This window comes from Nocardia asiatica NBRC 100129, assembly GCF_000308415.1.
GTDB classification, from domain to species: Bacteria; Actinomycetota; Actinomycetes; order Mycobacteriales; family Mycobacteriaceae; genus Nocardia; species Nocardia asiatica.
The window spans coordinates 26,916-45,240 of sequence record NZ_BAFS01000474.1; the positions used below are offsets into that span (position 1 = coordinate 26,916).

At 67.2% G+C, this 18,325-nt stretch carries 17 protein-coding genes; 1 reads left to right on the forward strand and 16 read right to left on the reverse strand.

Annotation, left to right across the window (positions count from 1 at the left end; translation table 11 throughout):
• Positions 1 to 16 precede the first annotated feature (16 nt).
• The 16 genes from ON27_RS45520 to ON27_RS42300 form a co-directional block, all read right to left on the reverse strand.
• Entirely contained in the window at positions 17 to 1,141 is a 1,125-nt protein-coding gene (locus ON27_RS45520) for a C40 family peptidase (protein WP_043739078.1), read from the reverse strand.
• Between the two features lie 6 nt (positions 1,142 to 1,147).
• A complete protein-coding gene (locus ON27_RS38860) occupies positions 1,148 to 2,860 on the reverse strand; it encodes a putative type IV secretion/conjugal transfer ATPase (protein WP_043739080.1) in 1,713 nt (570 codons plus the stop codon).
• A complete protein-coding gene (locus ON27_RS38865) occupies positions 2,857 to 4,323 on the reverse strand; it encodes an SCO6880 family protein (protein ID WP_245560564.1) in 1,467 nt (488 codons plus the stop codon). The genes ON27_RS38860 and ON27_RS38865 overlap by 4 nt, the downstream gene beginning before the upstream one ends.
• Positions 4,320 to 5,615 carry a TrbL/VirB6 family protein gene (locus ON27_RS38870; RefSeq protein ID WP_051047564.1) on the reverse strand — a complete coding sequence of 432 codons (1,296 nt, stop codon included), beginning with the start codon at positions 5,613 to 5,615 and terminating at the stop codon, positions 4,320 to 4,322. The genes ON27_RS38865 and ON27_RS38870 overlap by 4 nt, the downstream gene beginning before the upstream one ends.
• A 152-nt stretch (positions 5,616 to 5,767) precedes the next feature.
• Positions 5,768 to 6,568: a DUF8175 domain-containg protein gene (locus ON27_RS40700; RefSeq protein ID WP_051047565.1), complete on the reverse strand. Its 801-nt coding sequence runs from the start codon at positions 6,566 to 6,568 to the stop codon at positions 5,768 to 5,770.
• An 18-nt stretch (positions 6,569 to 6,586) separates the two neighbouring features.
• Positions 6,587 to 7,228 (reverse strand): DUF8175 domain-containg protein, encoded by a 642-nt coding sequence (locus tag ON27_RS46200; RefSeq protein ID WP_506330641.1) that lies wholly within the window; start codon positions 7,226 to 7,228, stop codon positions 6,587 to 6,589.
• Positions 7,229 to 7,251: 23 nt separating this feature from the next.
• Positions 7,252 to 7,485, reverse strand: coding sequence for a hypothetical protein (locus ON27_RS38885; RefSeq protein ID WP_043739088.1), 234 nt, complete (start codon positions 7,483 to 7,485; stop codon positions 7,252 to 7,254).
• Positions 7,482 to 8,378 (reverse strand): alpha/beta hydrolase, encoded by an 897-nt coding sequence (locus ON27_RS38890; protein WP_043739090.1) that lies wholly within the window; start codon positions 8,376 to 8,378, stop codon positions 7,482 to 7,484. Before ON27_RS38890 ends, ON27_RS38885 begins: the two co-directional genes overlap by 4 nt.
• A 56-nt stretch (positions 8,379 to 8,434) precedes the next feature.
• Entirely contained in the window at positions 8,435 to 8,731 is a 297-nt protein-coding gene (locus ON27_RS38895) for a hypothetical protein (protein WP_043739091.1), read from the reverse strand.
• The gene (locus ON27_RS38900; protein ID WP_051047567.1) at positions 8,728 to 9,384 is read right to left on the reverse strand and encodes a hypothetical protein; all 657 of its coding nucleotides are present in this window, start codon (positions 9,382 to 9,384) and stop codon (positions 8,728 to 8,730) included. The genes ON27_RS38895 and ON27_RS38900 overlap by 4 nt, the downstream gene beginning before the upstream one ends.
• Positions 9,385 to 9,388: 4 nt before the next feature.
• Complete coding sequence (locus ON27_RS40710; protein ID WP_051047568.1) at positions 9,389 to 10,099, reverse strand: DUF8176 domain-containing protein; 711 nt, start codon at positions 10,097 to 10,099, stop codon at positions 9,389 to 9,391.
• Between the two features lie 128 nt (positions 10,100 to 10,227).
• Complete coding sequence (locus ON27_RS38910; protein ID WP_169334591.1) at positions 10,228 to 11,682, reverse strand: cutinase family protein; 1,455 nt, start codon at positions 11,680 to 11,682, stop codon at positions 10,228 to 10,230.
• A 137-nt stretch (positions 11,683 to 11,819) separates the two neighbouring features.
• Positions 11,820 to 12,941 carry a lipase family protein gene (locus tag ON27_RS42295; protein WP_083888174.1) on the reverse strand — a complete coding sequence of 374 codons (1,122 nt, stop codon included), beginning with the start codon at positions 12,939 to 12,941 and terminating at the stop codon, positions 11,820 to 11,822.
• Positions 12,938 to 14,188 carry a cutinase family protein gene (locus ON27_RS38920; RefSeq protein ID WP_083888176.1) on the reverse strand — a complete coding sequence of 417 codons (1,251 nt, stop codon included), beginning with the start codon at positions 14,186 to 14,188 and terminating at the stop codon, positions 12,938 to 12,940. The genes ON27_RS42295 and ON27_RS38920 overlap by 4 nt, the downstream gene beginning before the upstream one ends.
• Complete coding sequence (locus ON27_RS38925) at positions 14,185 to 15,000, reverse strand: hypothetical protein (RefSeq protein WP_157227967.1); 816 nt, start codon at positions 14,998 to 15,000, stop codon at positions 14,185 to 14,187. Before ON27_RS38925 ends, ON27_RS38920 begins: the two co-directional genes overlap by 4 nt.
• 1,370 nt (positions 15,001 to 16,370) lie before the next feature.
• Entirely contained in the window at positions 16,371 to 17,195 is an 825-nt protein-coding gene (locus tag ON27_RS42300; RefSeq protein ID WP_083888177.1) for a helix-turn-helix domain-containing protein, read from the reverse strand.
• A 223-nt stretch (positions 17,196 to 17,418) separates the two neighbouring features.
• On the opposite strand from ON27_RS42300, the gene ON27_RS38945 reads away from it, so the two are divergent.
• Positions 17,419 to 18,288 carry an SDR family oxidoreductase gene (locus ON27_RS38945; RefSeq protein ID WP_051047572.1) on the forward strand — a complete coding sequence of 290 codons (870 nt, stop codon included), beginning with the start codon at positions 17,419 to 17,421 and terminating at the stop codon, positions 18,286 to 18,288.
• The last annotated feature ends 37 nt before the right edge of the window (positions 18,289 to 18,325 follow it).

Consider the following 18,325-nt stretch of genomic DNA (forward strand, 5'->3'; position numbering starts at 1 on the left):
CGGTGTGAGGGCGCGGTCAGGCATTTCGATCTCCTGGTGGTGTGCTGGTGTAGCGGCGCACGTCCATGCGTTCGCCCTCCCATGCGCTCAGCGGAGTGAGGGTGACGATTTGCCCGGATTGCGGGGCGTGCAGCAACAGGTCGCGGCCTTGGGCGTCGCGGCCGTAATAGATGCCGACATGATGGGAATCCGCGTCGCCCGGGGCGGTGAAGAAGATCAGATCCCCCGGCGCCCGCTGCACGAACGGCACTATCTGCGCGGTGGGGTGGTCTTGCTGGGCTTGGGTATAGTGCGGCAACCGGATCCGCCCGCCCGAGGCGTGATAGACGGCGTAGAGAGTCAGGCCCGAGCAGTCGAACCCTCCGCCGGTCGGACCGTTCACATCCCCGCCGCCCCACACGTACTGTGTGCCGATCCAACGCGCGCCGTGCTCGATCACCGCCCGCCCGAACGCGCTCGCCTCCACTGGCAGTGGCGTGCCGGAGCCGGTCGTTCCGCACCCGGCAGCGAGCGACCCGGCCGGCGTGCGGGCCATCGATCCTGGGTCGAGGTCGGCGAACATCGCATACAGTCGCCGCGCCAACTCCAACTGCCCGGCATAGGCGTTGGGTGCGGACCGTTCGATCGCCTGAGCCAGTTCGGCCGGTGTCATCCGCTCCGCTGCGGCGCCCAGTTGTGTGGCGTGGTCGTAGAACCAGTTGATCTGGTAGATGGGGTCCATCAGTTTCGCGATGCCGACCGACCCCCAGACGCTGGCGCGCATCTGGTGCGGGCCGACCGAATCGTGATCGAACCCGAGCCCGTCGTTTGCGTGGTTCAACGACTCCGGCACCGCCGGATTCGCCAGGTTCCGGAACATCGATTCGGTTGCCTGGGCGGCGAGTTCGGCGATGATCACGTTCTGCGGCATGCCGCGCTGCTTGCCGATCGCCACCCCGTTGCGCGCCAGCTGCAACTGCGATTCCGACAACCCCGCCACCGTCCGGCCGGTCGGGCCACTCACCCCGCCCGCCGCCCCCGCCGACAACGGTGCCGCACACGACGACGTCTGCTCGACGCCGAGGATCACCAAGATCAGCAGAAGCAGCGCGATCGGGAGCCCGAGTGCGGTCGCGGTCACGGTTTTCGATGCGGTGTCCATCGGTGCTCACCTGCTCGCCTCCCCCGCGCCGGGAAGGTTGTCGAAACGTCGGTTGGTGTTGTGGACGTCCGCGGCCCGTTCGGTAGGGGTGAACACCATCCGGAATGGGATTCCTGGCTCGTTCGCTTCACCGGTCTTCAGCAAGAAACAGCCAGTGCCGGGCGGGGTTTCACGCCGGACGGGATCCAGGTCGTCGTCGCTGGGCGGCCGCGGCGCAGCCCAGGAGGTGACCAGCAGCTTCTCGGTGTCGGTGATGCCGACCGCCGCGCGGATACGGTTGATCTCCTCCGGCCCGACCGGGCCGATCAGCTTCGCTCGCGCCCTTTCGAAAAACCCGAGGGCTTTCGCCTGCGCGGCGGCGGAGTCGAACGCGGCGAGGTCTTTGATGGTGTGGCTGCACATGATCAATCCAGTGCCCAAAGTGCGATTGAGCCGGGTGAGGGCGTCGACCCGGTCCACCATGAACTCCCCCACCCCGAGGACCCGCCAGATCTCGTCCATGACGACCTCGAACGTGCGCGGCGGCGCGAGTCCGGCGTCGGCAAGGGCGTGCGCGGCGGCGACCGCGCCGAAGCCTTCGCTCCAGCACACCATCAACACCGCGGCCAGTAGTTTGGTGTCACCTTCGGGGATGCGGGAGACGTCCACACACACCGCCGGACTGCCGAGGTCCAGCCGGGTGGTGGTGGGTCCGTTGAAGATCGCTCCGAACGGGCCTTCGACCAGCGCCCGTAGGGAGCGGCGCAGGGTTTTGGTGCTGGCGCGGTAGGAGGTCTCGTCGTCCTCTTCGGCGAACTGGCGCAGTTGTTCGGCACCACCGGAGATGACGTCGAGCAGGTCCGGTAGCCGCGGCGGGCGCTGATAGGAGAAGCCGCCCGTGGGGCTGTAGAGCTGGCGCAGGCCAGCGGCGAGCAGCACTTCTTCGTAGTCGGCGACTCGCGAGCCGCGCACGAGTTCGACAAGTCCGGCGACGATGTTGACCTGGCCAGCTTCCACACGAGCGGCAACCTGGCGGCGCTGGTCCGGATCGGTGAGCTGTTCGACCACGGCACCGAGGGTGCCGACGTCGAGAGGATTCACGGTGCCGTGGCCATAGCCGACATCGACGACCTGACCACCCAATTGTTCGACGAGGTCGCGGTAATCGGGTTTGGTGTCGCCCATGCACAGCACGGTTTCCCCGGCCGCGACCGCGCCAGTAACCATCCGCCGGATCAGCGAAGACTTTCCGAACCCGTTGAGTGCCAGCACAAACACGATCGGGGCGGTGATGAACCCTTTCAGGAACCACGACATCGGGTCGAAATGCACGGGCGTGCCCGTGATGTAATGCGCCCCGACAGGAGTGCCGACGGTAGGTGCGCTCGCCCCGACACTGAACGGCCACAGCCCGGCGACCTGCACAGTGGTCGCCCGCCATTCCGGGGTGGTGGCGACGACGGCGGCGCGGCCGCCGCCGAGCCCGCGATACCCGCGGTCGGACAGACTCGCAAGCGAGCGGTCGAAGCCATCCCCGCCATGGTCTTCCGCGCGGCGGGCGGCGGTGGCGCGTCGATGATCATCGCTCGATATCGCCAGCCTCGCCCGCCAGCCGCGCAGGCCGGGCTGGGCGGCAGCCGCCTGGATCGCGGCGCGCGCCGAGGGCGTGAGCACCCGCACACCGGCGACGATTTCGGTCCGGGCGGGCCGTGGTGTTTTCTCACTGCGGGGCTTGGTCATGCCGACACCCGCTTGGAGATCGAGGTGTGCTCAGGCAGGATCAGCCCGATTCCCAAGCTGGCGGCGAAAGCGGCGGCTTGGGTGCCGTAGCAGCGGCGCACACTCAGCCGGGACGCTGCGGCCATCCCCTTCACCGAGGCTTCGATCCCGGGCAGGTCCCCGTCGAGGTGATCGGTGACCGTCACCAGCACCCCGAACCGCGTCAGCCCGGCGCCGCGTGCTTGTTCCTCGCGGGCTGCTTGGGTGTTGCCTACCCGGATCCGCGCCGACGCCGAGGCGATGCCCCGTTCGGTCTGCTCGGCCGCGACCGCGTCGCGGAAGTCGGAGTCGACCAGGGTGGTGGCCTCGGCCGCCGAATGCAACCTGTACACGAACGCCACCCGCTTGCGTGGCACATCTGCGCGCGGGCGCAGCAACTCCTCGAGCACGGTTTCCATCACCGCGCCGCGCGGAGCGGCGTCCATCTCCCACGTGATCGACCTCGCACCATCGTGCACGTAGTGATCCCACCGATCCTGATGCGCGAGCGGCCCGACGGAGTCCCACGATTGCGTGGACGTGATCGCCGCGCCGGCGGCTTCCACGTCGCGCTGGGCAGCGAGGTCGTAGCGGCTACGCACCAGCCCGAGCACCTCCCACGCCTGCAACGGCGTCGCCGGAAGTCCCGCACGGGCGAGTTGGGACAACACGCCTTGCAGGCGTTGGCCGATCTCGTGGGCCTGCTCGGCATCATCACGACGCCCTTTGCCGATGGCGCGGTAGGTGATCGCGATCCGGCCCTCAACCCGCACTCCGACCCCGCCGATATCGGCGGCGGCTTCCCGCATCACCGCCTGCGCATAGTCCGGCGCGCTGTTGCGGACCAGGCGGGTGACCTCCTGTGACTGTTTGAGGCGGGTTTCGACCACGTTCTCCAGCACCGAGCACACCGCGACCACTTCCCCACCACGGCTTTGGGTGGCCAGGAACTGCCCGTAGCTTTCGACCCAGGCGTCGATCTGTGCTTGGTCAACCAGCTCCTTGCCCCGCGGGATCACCTTCAGCACCACCGTGTAGTGGTCGCTGCGACGGATGTGGAGCATCGCGAACCGCTTTCCGCCCGCCGTCTCGAACTCACTCAGTCGCGAATCCGCTAGTAAGCCAGGAAGTTTCGCGATTCCCGGGATCCGCGAGAATCGTCCGGCACGGTAGAGGTGCTCGCCGCGGGCGCGGGCGGCGGCGAACTGCAGCCGCAACAACGCGATCTCCCAGCCGGTGCGGCCATTGCGGGTGACCGCCAGCGGGGTGAACACCACCGCGCTGCCGAGGATCAGCACCCCGGCCGACAGCAGGGATCGGGTGATCAAGAACCCGACCATCACCATGATGATCAGCCCGAGCCCGAGCATCGACACGCCCCAGGTCAACCCGAAGAACCCCGCGGAACGGGGACGCTCCCAGCGGCCATACATGCGTGTCGTCACCGCCGCACCTCCCCCGGCCCCAAAGCGTCCTGGTCCAAGCTTGTGGCGGTTGCTTCACGAGTCTGGCTCTCGATTGCCGAGACTGTCTGCTGTGCAGCGTCTTTGACCATCTGCGCGCCCATCGCCGCCGCACCGGCCACACCCGCGCCCGCAACACCGACTGCCTCACCACCGCCGCTACTCGCTGCGGACGCCGACGGCGGCTGAACTGCCCCGGCACCGGCAGGACGCGCACCACTGCTGCCGTTAGTCGATCCGCCGGTCTTACCGCCGCCGGTCCCAGCGCTACTCGCGGCACCGTCGCCGCCGCCAGGCATCGGGCGGCCACCGCCCCCTCCCCCTCCATCTCTGGACGGGCCTCCAGCACCAGGTGAGCCGACGGCCCCACCACCAGGCGCGTTCTCACCCTCGCTGACCTTGCGGGCATTCGACCGCTCACCGATCGCCGCCATAGCCATCCCGGCCGCACCGCCGGCCACAACAGCCGCCGCGCCGCCCCCGCCACCGAGTGTCGCGACAGCGGGGGCGACCAGACGGATCAGCGCGGGCAGGACAATCACTGTCATGACCAGCAGGATCAAGCCGAGCAGCACCAACTGTGGGTCTTGCTGGTCACGGCCCGCCACGGTAAAGGCGATCGCATAGACCAATGCCCCGACCGGTTTCCACAACACGAAGGCCAGTGACCAACTCAGCAGGCGTTTGTACGCTTGGGAACCAGGTCCGGTACCCGAGGCGGCCGCCGCGATCGGAATCACCGCCACCACCACGATCAGCAGCGCTTGCCGGAGAACCAGCATCACCAGTTGAATCAGCATGCTGATGATCCCGAGCAGGAACAACACCAGATAGGTCCCAATCCCTAACCCGGATTTCGTCTCGAACTCGAATTCGGCGATCCCGGCGACGATGTTGTGCGCATCTCCCCTGGATGCGTCGAACAACACCCACTCGGCGAAGGCATCACCGGCACGGGTTCCGGTGGTGACGATTGCCGCGAAGGCCATCGAGGTGAACACCGCGCGGGCCAACATGAGGAAGCTTTCCTGGGCCTCGCCCGCGACCCCGCCGCGTTTGGCCAGCGCCAGTCGCGCCGCAGCGAAGATGATTCCGCAGGTCAGCAGCAGCACCTGCAGCCCGCTGGTGTAGTCCCGGATTCCCGCCAGCGCCGGTCCCAATCCGCCCCGGCTGTCCGCCAGTTGCGGAGATGGCAAGGCTGTCCACCACGTCATGACGAATCGCAGAAGCTTGCCGAAACTCTCCCCGAGCTGCGAGGTCAGGTCGTCGAGCACCGAGTTGGCTGCCGCGGAGGCAGCTTGGCCGAGTTGTTCGCACGCCTGCTGGGGTCCTAGCGGTATGTCGCACACATCCGACGGTGGAAGCGGTGGCAGCTGTGCGCGCCACGGCCCTGACGCGAATGATGCCTGCGCGAGGGAGCTTTCGGTCACGGTGCGGCCTTCCATGAGCCGAAACCGGTCAACGTGGATGTCGACGTGCCCGGACCCCACAGTGCTTGGATGTCGTCGGGTACGCGGACGCGCCAATCCCCGTCGATCCAGGCCATGGGCCAGGTGGAGACGGTGTAGCCCAGATCGTCGTGAGTGGCGAACTGAACGATGGCGAGGTCGTCGCGGTAGCCGGGCTGGATCCGCACGCCGTCGGGGACCACGACATAGCGTGCGACACCCGGGGTGCGCTCGCGTGAGCGGGCGAACCGATCGGTGAGTGCCCGGCCGCCGCCGTAGTAGCGCTCACGCACTACCTGCTGCCACACCCCCTCCGGTGCAGCCAGCACACGTGCGAGCGCGTCCGCGGCAGCCAGCGCCGCCCCGTGGGGTGTATGAGCAAAGCCGGATGCGATGCCGTGCTCAACACGGCTGGGACCGTCGCTGCCCGATACCGGCAGGGCGGCCCCGCCCCAGCCACGCTGCCAGCGCATTTGGGCGGGTGGGGTGGTCAGGTAGTCGGGGCGGGCGGGGTCCGGACGGGTGCTCGGGTCTTGCGGCAGCGCGGCACCCTCGTCGTCGCTGATTACTTCCAGCCTGTTGCCGAACAGGTCGATGGTCGGTGGCGGCGTGGCGGGAGGAAGATCGGGAAACGTCCGCACCGTTGGGGAGGGCGGGCTGCTGGGATCGGGGGGCTGCTCGGATGAGCGGGAGTCATGGGTGATGGTCAGGACGAATACCGCGATCACGACAGCGGTGATGCTGGCGAGGAGGATTGTCAGTAGACGATGAGCTTTCATCTGGGCTGGGTTTCTTTCTCAGCGTCGTGTGAGCGGGACTAGGTCAGGAGGGGGCACCGTCATGGCGGTAACCGCCGCAGTGGTGGTGGGGCTGTCGGGTAGCTGTAGGCGCCAGTCGTCGCCATGCCAGACGACGCCGGTGTGGTTGCATGTGACGGTGTTGTCGGGATGGATGCTGTAGATGTCGACGTTTGTGGCGTCGAGCGTGTAACGGGTGATCACGTAGCCGAGAAGTTTCGGCGGGCGGTCGGTGGTCGGGCTGGTAATCGAGATCTGTGCGCGCGCGGTCGCCCAGGCGTCGCGGCCTGGACCTGGAGCGAGCATCCGCTGTCCGACGATCGGCCATTGGTTGTCGGTGGCGATGGACATTCGCACTGTGGCGTGGATGGCGGCTAGCGCGGCTCCTGCCGGTGATCGGTCGAATCCGACAGCAACGGGTTGTTCGATGTGGCGGGGGCCTTCTTTTCCGACCGGTAGGTCGACCCCTTGGAAGGGCTGCCATCGCAGACCGGTAGGTGCGGCCACGAGTGCATTGGAAGTTGGTTCACCGATCGGGGGGTGGTTTTCGCGGCCGCAGCCAAGCAGCCCGGCAGCAGTGACCAGTACCGCTACAGCCAGCACAGCAGCGCTGGTGGTCTGGTGTGTTCGGATCGAATTCACGGGATGGGTTCTCCTCGGCAGGATCAGGTCGGAGGCAGCACGGCCAAGGCCAGCGAGCTGGCGCTGCCGAGCAGCACGGCGCCGAGCAGGGCGCCAACGAGCCCTTCGACGGCTTCGTCGCGGTAGAGGCGGACGACCAGCAGCCCTCCGACCCACACCGTCCGGGCGATACACAGCAGCAGCACGAACCAGGCCAGCCAACCCAATAGCTGCGTCAGCGGTGAAAGAACCTGCACGGGAAGCGGTTTGGCGATCACGGCGCACCGCCGCTACGTTGCTGGCCGCGGTAGGCGACTTCGAGCGCGGCTAGGATCGCCTCGGCGGCCGCGGCGGGCTCGAGGTGAGGCAAGGAATGCCCCGCATCGGCAACACAGCTGTAGTCGCCCCAGATGAGTTCGGCCAGCTCCTGAGACATGCGCGGATGTACGACGAGGTCGAGTTCACCGGTCACAATCCACGTCGGCACGCTGCGCAAGATGCTGACGATCTCGCCGGACAACCTCGCACCGCTGTAGGCGGCCAGCTCCGCCCTCACCACATCCACATCCATGTCGGCGGCGCGCATCCTGCCCCGGCTGCGGATCGGGCGCGAGCGGCGGCGCGGCGACCTGTAGCTACCTGGATAGAGGTAGGTCGTCAGTTCTTCGACGAGCCGACTCTCCCAGTGCCTGCCGGTCTCACAATTAACGGACTGCGACGACCAGGGAAATGCGGGGCTGGCGTTGAACAGCACGATGCCAGCCAGGGCACGGGCGCGGCGCGGATGTCGCCCGGCCCATGCCTGCACCAGTAACGACGCCACCGAGTGCGCCACCAGAACGACCGCGCCGTGCGTGTGCGTCAGGACGGTGTCGAGGTCGTCGATGAGCACCGGCAGCCCGGTCCCTGCTCCGCGACCAGGCGGTGCGCTCGTGCCGTGCCCGCGCTGGTCGTAGGCGATCTGTGCGATACCTCCGTCAAGGCGCTGGTCCAGGTAGTCGGTCAGCGGCTTCCAGTAGCTGGAGTCGGTGAGTGTGCGGTGGACGTAGGCCACCGTCACCGGTGCTGTCGAGGCACCCAGTCGGGTGCCCGAGAGGCGGGTCCGGTCCCGGGTGTGAATGGTGAGCGGAATCGAGTCGCGATGACCGGTCGTGGCTGTTTCGCGTGTCACGGCGGCGGGCGGTGTGGCTGTGGCTGGACAGGAACGAATCCGTTGGCGGAGCATGCCTATCCGCCTCCGGTGATGGCTGCGTCCATGATCTGCCCGGCGCTGGTAGCGATGATGCCGCCGACCAAAGCACCCATGATGATCTTGGGTGATTCGACAGCGCCGCCGTGGAATCGTTCCCACCCGAATTTGCCGCCGGCGTATATCAAGGCTCCGATTCCGACCAGGGTGACAATCCAGGACAGGTAGTTGACAAGATTGACCAACTTGTCCGCTCCTGGCGGCGTCGTCGGGGTGATCTGAATCTGCTGGGCGAGCACAGAGACGGCCCCGGCAACCGCGTACGCGGTAGTCATGACGATGACTCCAAATCATGTTGTGCCGCAATCGCTATACGACGTGCGGCAAGGTGAGTGATGATTTGAGACCCCGCGCGGTGCACATCGGCGGGAACTGCCTCGGTCAACCGTGAGCGCCGCGGTGGCGGCCGGTCGAATGGCACATACTGGGCTAGGTCGGTGAGCTCGCAGCTGAGCAGTTCGTCGTGCCAGGCGATCTGGTGGACATGCTCGATCAGATCCGCCACGACCGCGCAGTAGCGGCGCACGACCATGGGGACTCGCCCTGGGCGCGCGGCCGTTAGCACGAGGCCGATCACATGCACGCCGTCCGGGGCCAGTCCGGCATGCCATTCCCGCAGGCGGTCGGCCGCGGCAGTCAGGCCGGGCATGCACAAACGTGCGGCGACGACGACCTGTTGGGTGGTGGCCAGTGAAGCGGGCCAAGCCAGGCCGGTGTCGGCGGCGGGTGCCCACCACCGCGCCAGGGTGGAAGTCCCTGCGCCGCCGTGTGCGCCGAGCACCGCGAACAACGGCGGATGAGCTCCCGTAGTCGGCAGCGGGGTCTCCCGCACCGGCGCCAACCGTTCCGGTGCGGCGACGGTTCCCGGCTCGAGGCGCCCCGTCACCCAGGGGCGGTCGTCTCGGTGCAGGTGTAGCGGTGCGGCCATCGGTTCAGCCCCGCTTCTGGATGTTGGTGATCACGACACCGACAGAGTCGTGGCGGACGTTGATCAGCTGCAGGTAGTCGACGCGTTGCCCGTCGCGGTGCTGTTGGACAACGTGCACCTCCGCAGTGCTGCCAGCGATCGGGGTGATCGCCACGCAATGTGTGGCCCCGGCCGGAACTGACGCGATCCCCGCCGCCAACGCCTCGGCGACGAGTCCGGCCTCGGGGGCTACGAGCCGCATAGCTGCTTCAGCGCTGCGCTGGACGTAGTAGGCGTGCTCGAACGCCGCGATCGCCCCAGCCACGCTGTGGGTGTCTCCCGCGGAGTCGGTGACCGTCTGTCCGGACAATCCCGTGCACGCACCGCTGAGGTGCGGCGTGGTAGTCGGTGGAGCTGCGGTCAGGGTCGGGATCGCCGTGACGGGATCCGGGGTGTCGGCGACCCAGCTGAAATCCAGCCCGGCTAGCACGGCCGCTCCGCTGAGGCTGGCGGCAAGCCAGACCCACACGCGGCGCGGCACCTGCGTGCGCACCGCCCCTCGGACTGGCCGTGGTGGTGAGAGCTGCTGTGCGTTGATCCACCGCCATTGCTCCCCATCACGCTCCGGCTCGTCGGTCGTGTCCAAGAGCGGCGAGAGTGTGGTGAGTTCGGTGGGATCCAGCCAGCCCCAGCCGTGGTCGCTGCTGGCGTCGGTGTGGGCTCGGGTGTTGGGCATCGTAGGTTTCACCTCCTCGGTGTGTGGTGGCGCGGGATTGTGGGCCCTTCGGGCGGGGTGCCAGGGGAGAATCAGCAGACAAGGCTTGGGTACGTCTGCGGATTGGGCGGGATCCGCCCGAAGGGGTCTCACGGACCGCCGCTGGACGTAGGCACCCCCGGTACGGCGGTGCTAGTGACCGGTGCCGTCGCGGGCGCGGAAGACGTCCAGGGGGCGCCGGACTGCGGTACGGCCGACGGCGAACCGGTGGCCGCGAGGTCACGGGCGACGGCGGTGAACCAGTCGGCGGTCGCGGCCAGCGCCGATCGGCCAGTCGGTGTGACCGGTGTGGCGCGGTAGGAGCCGTGACGGCCGGTGGTGTCGCTGTATTGCGCAGCGGCGGCGAGGGTGTAGAGCTGCTGCTGGTCGGTGATGGTGCTGGTGATCGCGTCGAAAGCTTCGTTCACCCAGCGGCTGGCCGTCTGCGGCGGAATCAACTCGACTGCCGCGGTGGCGAGTTTCGCGCCCAACGTGGCGACCGCCGCCCATGGGTTGGCCAGCCCGACGGTCGCCAACTCGGCGATCGTGGCTGGAGTGAACACTTTCCGCGCGACCGTCACCGCCGCGTTCAACCCGATGGTGCCGATCTTGAACAGCGCCGCCAAAGCCTCTCCCGGCCCGGGTGGGACGATGTCAGGTTGCGAGGCTTCGGCCAGTCGCTGCCCGAGCGGTTTCGCAGGCTGATACGACAGTTGATCCAGGCTGGTCCCGGTGACGTCCTCGTTGATGACGTTCACCGCGGTGGTGAACACCGTGGTGGTCAAGGCTTCGGCGATGGTGGAAATCGCTGCGATCGGGTCACGCAGGTCCGAGCGGGCGGCGATGTTCGCGGCCGTGGCGGCCAAGCTGCTTCCGGGCGGGGTGTCACACGTTGCGTCACCGGCCACACACAGGTCCGCGACACGACCGGTCAAGGCCCCGAACCCGCTCGATGCCGCCGGTGTGGCGGCGATTCCGGCACCGGTCAACGGCTGGTTAATCAGCGAGACCGTGGCAACCTTCCGCCCCGCGGTTCCGGGCGCGGGCGAGGGGGTGGTGCTGTCGGGCCGGCCGGGCAGCACCGGGGTGTTGGTGGCGCGGTTCGGGTTGGCCAACAACGCGATCGCGGCGATGTGTTCAGCGCTGACGCGTGCGTCACCTGTACCAACGCGCTCGGCGAACCGCGCGACCGCGGGTGCACCGTGGGCGTAGCCGGCGGCGGCGATCTTCGTGTTCGGGCAGCGCGCCACGACTTCGACGGCCATCTGTTCCAACCGCTCAGCCGCAGCGGTGATCGCCGCCTCATAAAGCAATGCCGTCCCGTCGGGTGCGCGACCGTAGGGAACGTACGCGCGTTGCACCAGATCACCGGCCGTGACGGCCAACGGGCCGAACAGTTGCCCCAGTGCACCTGAATCGCTGCTGAGCCCGGCCTCCGGGGAAGCTTCCTCGCTGCCCTGCACCCCGAACGCATACAGAACGGGGCATGTCTCACCGAGCGGAACGCCGGTGGGCTCGGCGTGCGCGGTGCTGATGGCAATGGTGAACGAAACAATGACCGCCATGAGCACCGCCGCAGCGGCGTGGCACCGCGCACGAGTGCTTGTGCTGTTGCTGGGGCGCATAAGTGTTGACCTCGATTCGATCCGGCCTGGGACCTGCCCGCACCCACAGCAAGGGGTCGTAGGACGGGCAGGCCGATTCAGGTGGTCTGCGGGCTGGATGGCGTGGGTCGGCGTTGCAGGTAGCCGGCCAACCGGGCGACGGCTTCGGCGGCACCGTCCCGGGCGGCGCCCACATGGCTGGTCGAGTACTCCCGCCAGCTCAGATCCACGCCGAGCGCGCGGTATTCGGTGAACAAGCTGCGGCCGATCTCGACCGGCACAAGGGCGTCTTCGATGCCGTGGTAGAGATGCACGGGCACCTTGGGGGCGGCGCGGCCGCTGGTCTCGTTGGCCAGCACATAGCGCCAAAGAGGGTCGTTCCACGGATCAGGCCGCTCACACCAGCCGCCCAAGGACTGGTTACGGTAGGTAAGCAGCAACTCTGCCGCATCGAGCACTCGAGCCTGCTGGACCGTCTCGCGGCCGGCGTCGGTGAGCAGGTGCCCGGTCGGCAGGTGGGAGTACGCGCGACTAAGCCCGATGAGCCCGGCCAGAGCTAGCCCCGCCCACGGCCCGCCGTCGATTCCCGCGATGACTGCGCCCGGATCGGCCACGACGCCACCGGCGGCCACACCCCGCAGATCCAGCTCCGGGGCGTAGGCCGGTTGTTGTTCGGCGGCCCACACCGCGTTGCGGCCGCCGTCGCCGTACCCCCACACCACGCACGGCCCCGCGTCGCTGAGTTCGGGCAGGTGGCGGGTTGCACGCGCCAGGTCCAGCACGGCGTGCGCGCCTGCAGCTCCGGCCAGGAACTGGTGCGGCCCCAGACCGGTTACGCCCAGGCATGGCCCGTCCGGTACCGCAACGGTCCATCCGCGCTCCAGAGCTGTGGCGATGAAGAGAGATTCCGGCTCGCGCCCCTCAGCCAGAAGTTGCGACGGGGCGCAGCGACCACCGAGACCGTGGAAGGACGGGCAATACACCAGGACCGGGCCCGGATCGGCAACTCCAGCGACCGGACTGGCGGTGATTACCGTGCCGGAGGCAGCCATCGGTGCGCGGGAACCTGTCGTGGCATATACAACCTGCCACGCCGGACCCGCGCCTCTCAGACCCGCCAAGGTGATTGGGCGGCGGCGCAGGAGCTGCCCGGCTGGTGCGGCGATACCGTTATCAGGACTGCTGTAGAAGCCGTCATCGATCGCGATGGGATCGGTCATGGCCTATCTCCCGCGATGTCGTGGGCGAGAGCGACCATCCAGGCGATGCCCGAGTTCAGCTGGCCGTTGACGGCGTAGTTGTTGTGCCGGGCGACGGTGTCTGCAAAACGCACCCACACCGCGGGATCGACCAAGTCGGCGTTATCGGCGACCAACTGACTCCACGCCGCCGACAGCTGACCGGCCACCTTGGGCAGCAACCCGATCGGATCCGCCGCCACGATGGCGGTGATCTCGTTCCACCGCGCGGCAGCAGCCCCGATCTCCTCCGCGCTCGGTGCCGGGTTGCGCGGGTCAGCCGCGTCCACCAGCCGAGCTGCCAGCGGCAACTGCGGAAGGTAATCGACGTTGCCGCCACCGACCTGGAAGTCGTTGAGCACCACGGTCGTCCAGGCATCACCCAGCGCGGCGGAGAATAGACCATTGAGCGAGGCGATCGCGGCCAGCGGATTGCGCAGGTCGGCTTGGGCGGCGATCTCCGCCCCAACGCGCAGCACCGCCGCGCGGTCGGGCGCAGAACAGGCCAGGTCTCCGTCGGTGCAGATATCGGCGACCCGCCCAGTGAGTTCCCCGTAGCTGGTCGCGCCATCGGCGATACCACCCCCACCGGCGGGCGGGTTGGACATCTGCACCGCTGACACCGCAGCCCCGCTCGTGCCCGGCGCAGGATCCGGGACCATCTGCCCCGGCCGCCCTGGAAAAATCGGCGCGCCCGGTGCGCGATCAGGATGGGCATACAGCGCGATCCCTGCGACACGCTCCGGGGCCACCGGTCCGGCGCCGGAGCCGACATCGTGGGCGAACGACGACATCGCCTGCGCGCCTTGTGAATATCCGATGCCTGCGATCAACGTGCTGGGGCAGGTTTCAGCGATCTGCACCGCGGCGGCATCCAGCTGACGGCGGGCATCGGTCACCGACACCGCATATGGTTCCGGGCCCCCGCCGGGCACCGCGCCACCGAAGCCCGCGCCGTAGGGGATGTAGCTGCGCTGCACCAGGCCAGGAGCAGCTGCCAAGACGGGGGCGATCAGGGCGCCCACGACACCGGTGTCGGCGAGCGGGTCCGCGGTGGGTGAGGACTGGCCGGTGCCTTGAACACCGAGCATGTACAGCGCGGGACATCCCGGACCGATCGGCACGGCCGCAGCAGTTGCGCTGCTGGTGGTCCCGGTGGCCACCCCGAGGGCGGCGGAGGCTGCGATCGCGGCGGCGATGGTGCGCCGGCGGCTCAACGAGAGGGTCATGGCTGCCCGACCCCCACGCCTGCGCCGAAGCCCGCACCGACGGTTCCGGCGGCGACCGCGCCGACCGCCGCGGCCGGGATGCCAGCGATCGCGGCACCGGCGGCGGCGCCAGCGGCGGCGCCGAGCGCTGTGCCGGCGATGCCGGAGGTCACTTCGCCGATGACCGGAACCGGCACCACCGTGCCGAGTGCGGCTCCGGCGATGCCACCGACGGTGCCGCCGATCAGGCCACCGACCACCGCGCCCGCGGCAGCAGCTGGGACACCGGCCACGGCAGCGCCGACCGCGCCACCGATACCCGCGCCGGCGAGCGTGGCGCCACTGACGCGGTCGGAGCGCCCGGCGGGGATCCCGATCGAATCCAGCGCGGTCGCGACCTGCGCTTCGGCGTTCGCGGCGACGTCATTGATGACGTCCGCGTATTCCGGCGCCAGCCACTCCGGGCGCGGAGCCTGCCACTGACCGACCCGAATCGTGTTCTCCGGCGGCTCGATCGGTGCCACCGGTGCCACCGGCTCGGGCAGGTGCAGTTCCTCGATCCGGACCGGTTCCACCGGTTGCTCCGGCGGTGGCGCCGGACGCGAGGGCGCGGCGTTGCGGACCTCCGGCGGTTGCGAGTAGTACACCGGGGGCGCGGGCTCTGGCGGCGCGGGTACCGGCTCGGGCTCCGGTGCCGGTGGGGGCGGCGGGGGCGGGGTGGTCGTGCCGGGCTGGGCGGGGTTGGTGACGCCGGGCTGATCAGCGATCGCGGCAAGACTGGCGCTGGCGCTGGCGGTGTCTGCGGCTGCCATCATCACCACTGCGGGCACCACGGCCGCCAAGATCGCGCGGCTACCTCGGCCAAGGCTGGAGCAATCCCGCTGCCAGCGCGCGTTGTTCTCCTGGTCCCCGCTTGCTGCGTCGTCGCAATAGGCGAAATGAGTATGTCTTCTGATTTTTTGCATGCCGAATAGACCCCGTTGGGAAGGTATGGGAAGGGAATTCTTATGATCGGAATGCGCCGTGGCGCTCAGTGGTTCCTACCTCCCAGCAGCGAAACCACTGCTGGGAGGCCGCATCTCAAGGCGAGATGGTCAGATGAACGGACGGATGAGCGCCAGCGCCTGGCCTGCCACGGACAACCCGTTGGAGAGCGCAGACAGGGCGGTATTCACCCAGCCCAGAATGATCAGTGGGTCCATCGGTTTCCTTTCGGTGGTCGAACTTGCATGTCCATCAAAACCCCTCCCGAGCAGCAAAACCAGTGTTTCGGCGAACCGAATTTGCGTTAACGCAGCCAGCGTAAAGCTGCAAAAGGGGTGATACGCTGCGGCGTAGCACACCATTTTACGCAGCCAGCGATAAACGAATTTCTTTTGTCCACCCGGAAGCCTCCGACACCGAAACGACCCAGGTTGGCCATGAATAGGTTGGATAGGCCGAAGCGTTCCCGAGCGTCGCCGATCAGCGTGCACGAGAAACGTCGAACCGCTGACGATGAGAAGGGCTGCGACGGCGGATAGCCGCAGCACATGAAGCGCATAGAACGCTTACTGACGCGGCTGGAAGCCCGGGACCATCAACTGTGACGTGAGCCAGGAAAGGACGGCCGACTATTCGAATGCGCGTTGCGGAGGTATCGGGCGGCGGCGCTGCCTCCGCCTACGAGTCGGACGTCGGCGATCGGCTGTTTGCGGTTTCGCAGGATCTGGCGCCGCACGGGCGTGGGGACGGCGCGCGGTCGACTGAATTGCCGCAGCGATGTCGCTTGCGGTCAGGTACCACGATCGGCCGGCTTTGTGGCCTGGCAGGCGTCCCTTTCTCAGCTGTTCTTCGTACCAGCGTGTGGACTTCCGCAACGCCTGAGCGCCAACTGCCACGGGATATGTCGGCTCATGCAGCAGATCGTTGGCACCATTTTCCGACGGATCCGCTGATCCGGCGTTTCCATGCTCGCTCATTTCCCAGACCTGCCTGCCATTTCTGCCAGCATCAGATAGGAAATTAAGGACGAGCTGGCGAGCGACTACGAGAGTCACTGCATCCAGAATACCTGCGGGGCCGATGCGACTAATTCAACGAAGGTCGCCAGTCCGCCGCATCCCGGCCAGACCACGAATGCCCCGCGCGTCGCGAAAAATCGATCGTGGGTGCACACAGCAGCATGGACATCGCTTCACACGTCATTTCGTGGAGGATGCAGCTAGGCCACCTCGATGTTGGGTCCGCAGTATGGCACCGGAAGCGCGGTGACCAGCAATACGTCTCCAGTCTGACTGATCTCTGACATGGTCAGGCTGTAGGAGATCAGCTCTCCGGTATCGGTGTTGCGCCAGTGGAGCTGGTCTCCGGTGTTGCGGCCGTAGGAAATACTGATGCTGCTGGACCAGAGCCGGGCGAACGTACTGTTGGGACGCAGCCGTCGCATCAAGTCTCGGGCCTGCTCCGAAGTCCGGTAACGCCCGAGTACTGCTTTGGTGGTAGCGACCGAATGAGCAGCCTCCCGATCCCAATCGACTACCGTGTCTCGCGCAGCCGGACTGAACAGCCATACCGGCACCGACTCGCTCGAATCCAGCCCAGGCAGTGCTGACCGGAACGAATCATTACAGGCCAAAACGTTCCACATAGGATCCATGTAGGCCCCGAGCACTCCCCGTTCCTCAAGGGCATGGATATGGGTCATCAGTCCGCCGTTCTCCCGAACGAGCCGACGAAGGTTCTCGGCGGGAGCGAGATCTTCGGCGGGAGCGCGAAGCTCGAGAAGGTGACGTGCTTGCGCAGCGTCCAGCCGGTATCCCCGGATGAGCTTGTCGAGCGTTTCCAGGCTGGGTACCCGCTCGCCGCTTTCGATTTGGCTCAAGTAGGACGCACTGACCCTGGTGCGCTCGTAGCTCCCGACACGTGACAGCCCCAGGTGATCTCTGATCATCCAGCATGTCGTCGACAGCGTCGGTATGCTCGGCTGCGCGCTGCGACTGGGCTGGCGGTGTGCTGGACGCCGACTCAAGCGAACTCCCCCTCTCATGCAATGATCTCCGCTACGGTTAGCGCGGGAGGCTCGACCAACAATCGCCCCCGCGGGTTACCTCAGACCTGCTGAGCCGCAACAGGTTGCTGCGGCCTGGCGGTCCTTTCTGCTCAACCTTTGCCGCCCGCCCGCCGGGCGTCAATATCACAATCTTTGATACCTGCGCACCCGCCACCAAGCTTTGGCAGCCGTTAGTGTGCAAGAAGTCGATCATGCACAGATGGGGGATCCGGTGAGCACAATCGAGTTGAGGACCGGGACGTTAGCTGGCAAGACAGCGATCATCACAGGAGCCAGCCGCGGCATAGGTGCCGCGATCGCGATACGGCTGGCCGCGGAGGAAGCCAACGTGACGATGATCGGCCGCACCGCCCAGGCACATCCCAAGTATCGCGGCACCATCCACACCGCGGCCGCCGAAGCGGAGGCCGCCGGCGGGGATGTCCTGCCGATCGCGGCCGACGTCCGCGATGACAAGGCAATGGCGGATGCTGTGCAGCGGACCATCGAGCGGTTCGGCGGTATCGACATGTTGCTGAACGTGGCAGCGGTGATCGAACCAGCACCTGTAGCGACACTGACGATGAACCAATATGACTACATGCAGGACATTAACTGTCGCGCAACGCTGTTGATGACGAAGCTATGTCTGCCAGCGCTTCAACTCTCAGCGCAGGCCGGTCGAGCACCCCATGTCCTGAATATCTCCCCACCGTTGAACATGGCTGCTGAGCAGATCGGTAGGTTCCCCGGATACACCGTCAGCAAGTACGGCACCTCCTTGCTGACCATCGGAATGGCTCATCAGTTCACTGATCTGGGCATCGCAGTCAACTCACTGTGGCCACGCACCACGATCGACACCGCGGCCGTGCGGAACAAGCTCGGCGGCGATCAAGTCGCGGCGACGTCACGCAACGTGTGGGTTATGGCTGATGCAGCACTGCTCGTGCTTACACGCTCGGCCTGTACCGGCGAGCTGCTGCTCGATGACGAAGTGCTCGCCAACCACGGAGTGACCGATCTGGAGAAGTACCGCGTGACTCCTGGAACAGGCCCGCTGACCAACGACATCTTCATCGATGACTAGATCTATCGCCTCGACACAGAGCGACACCCTGACCCAG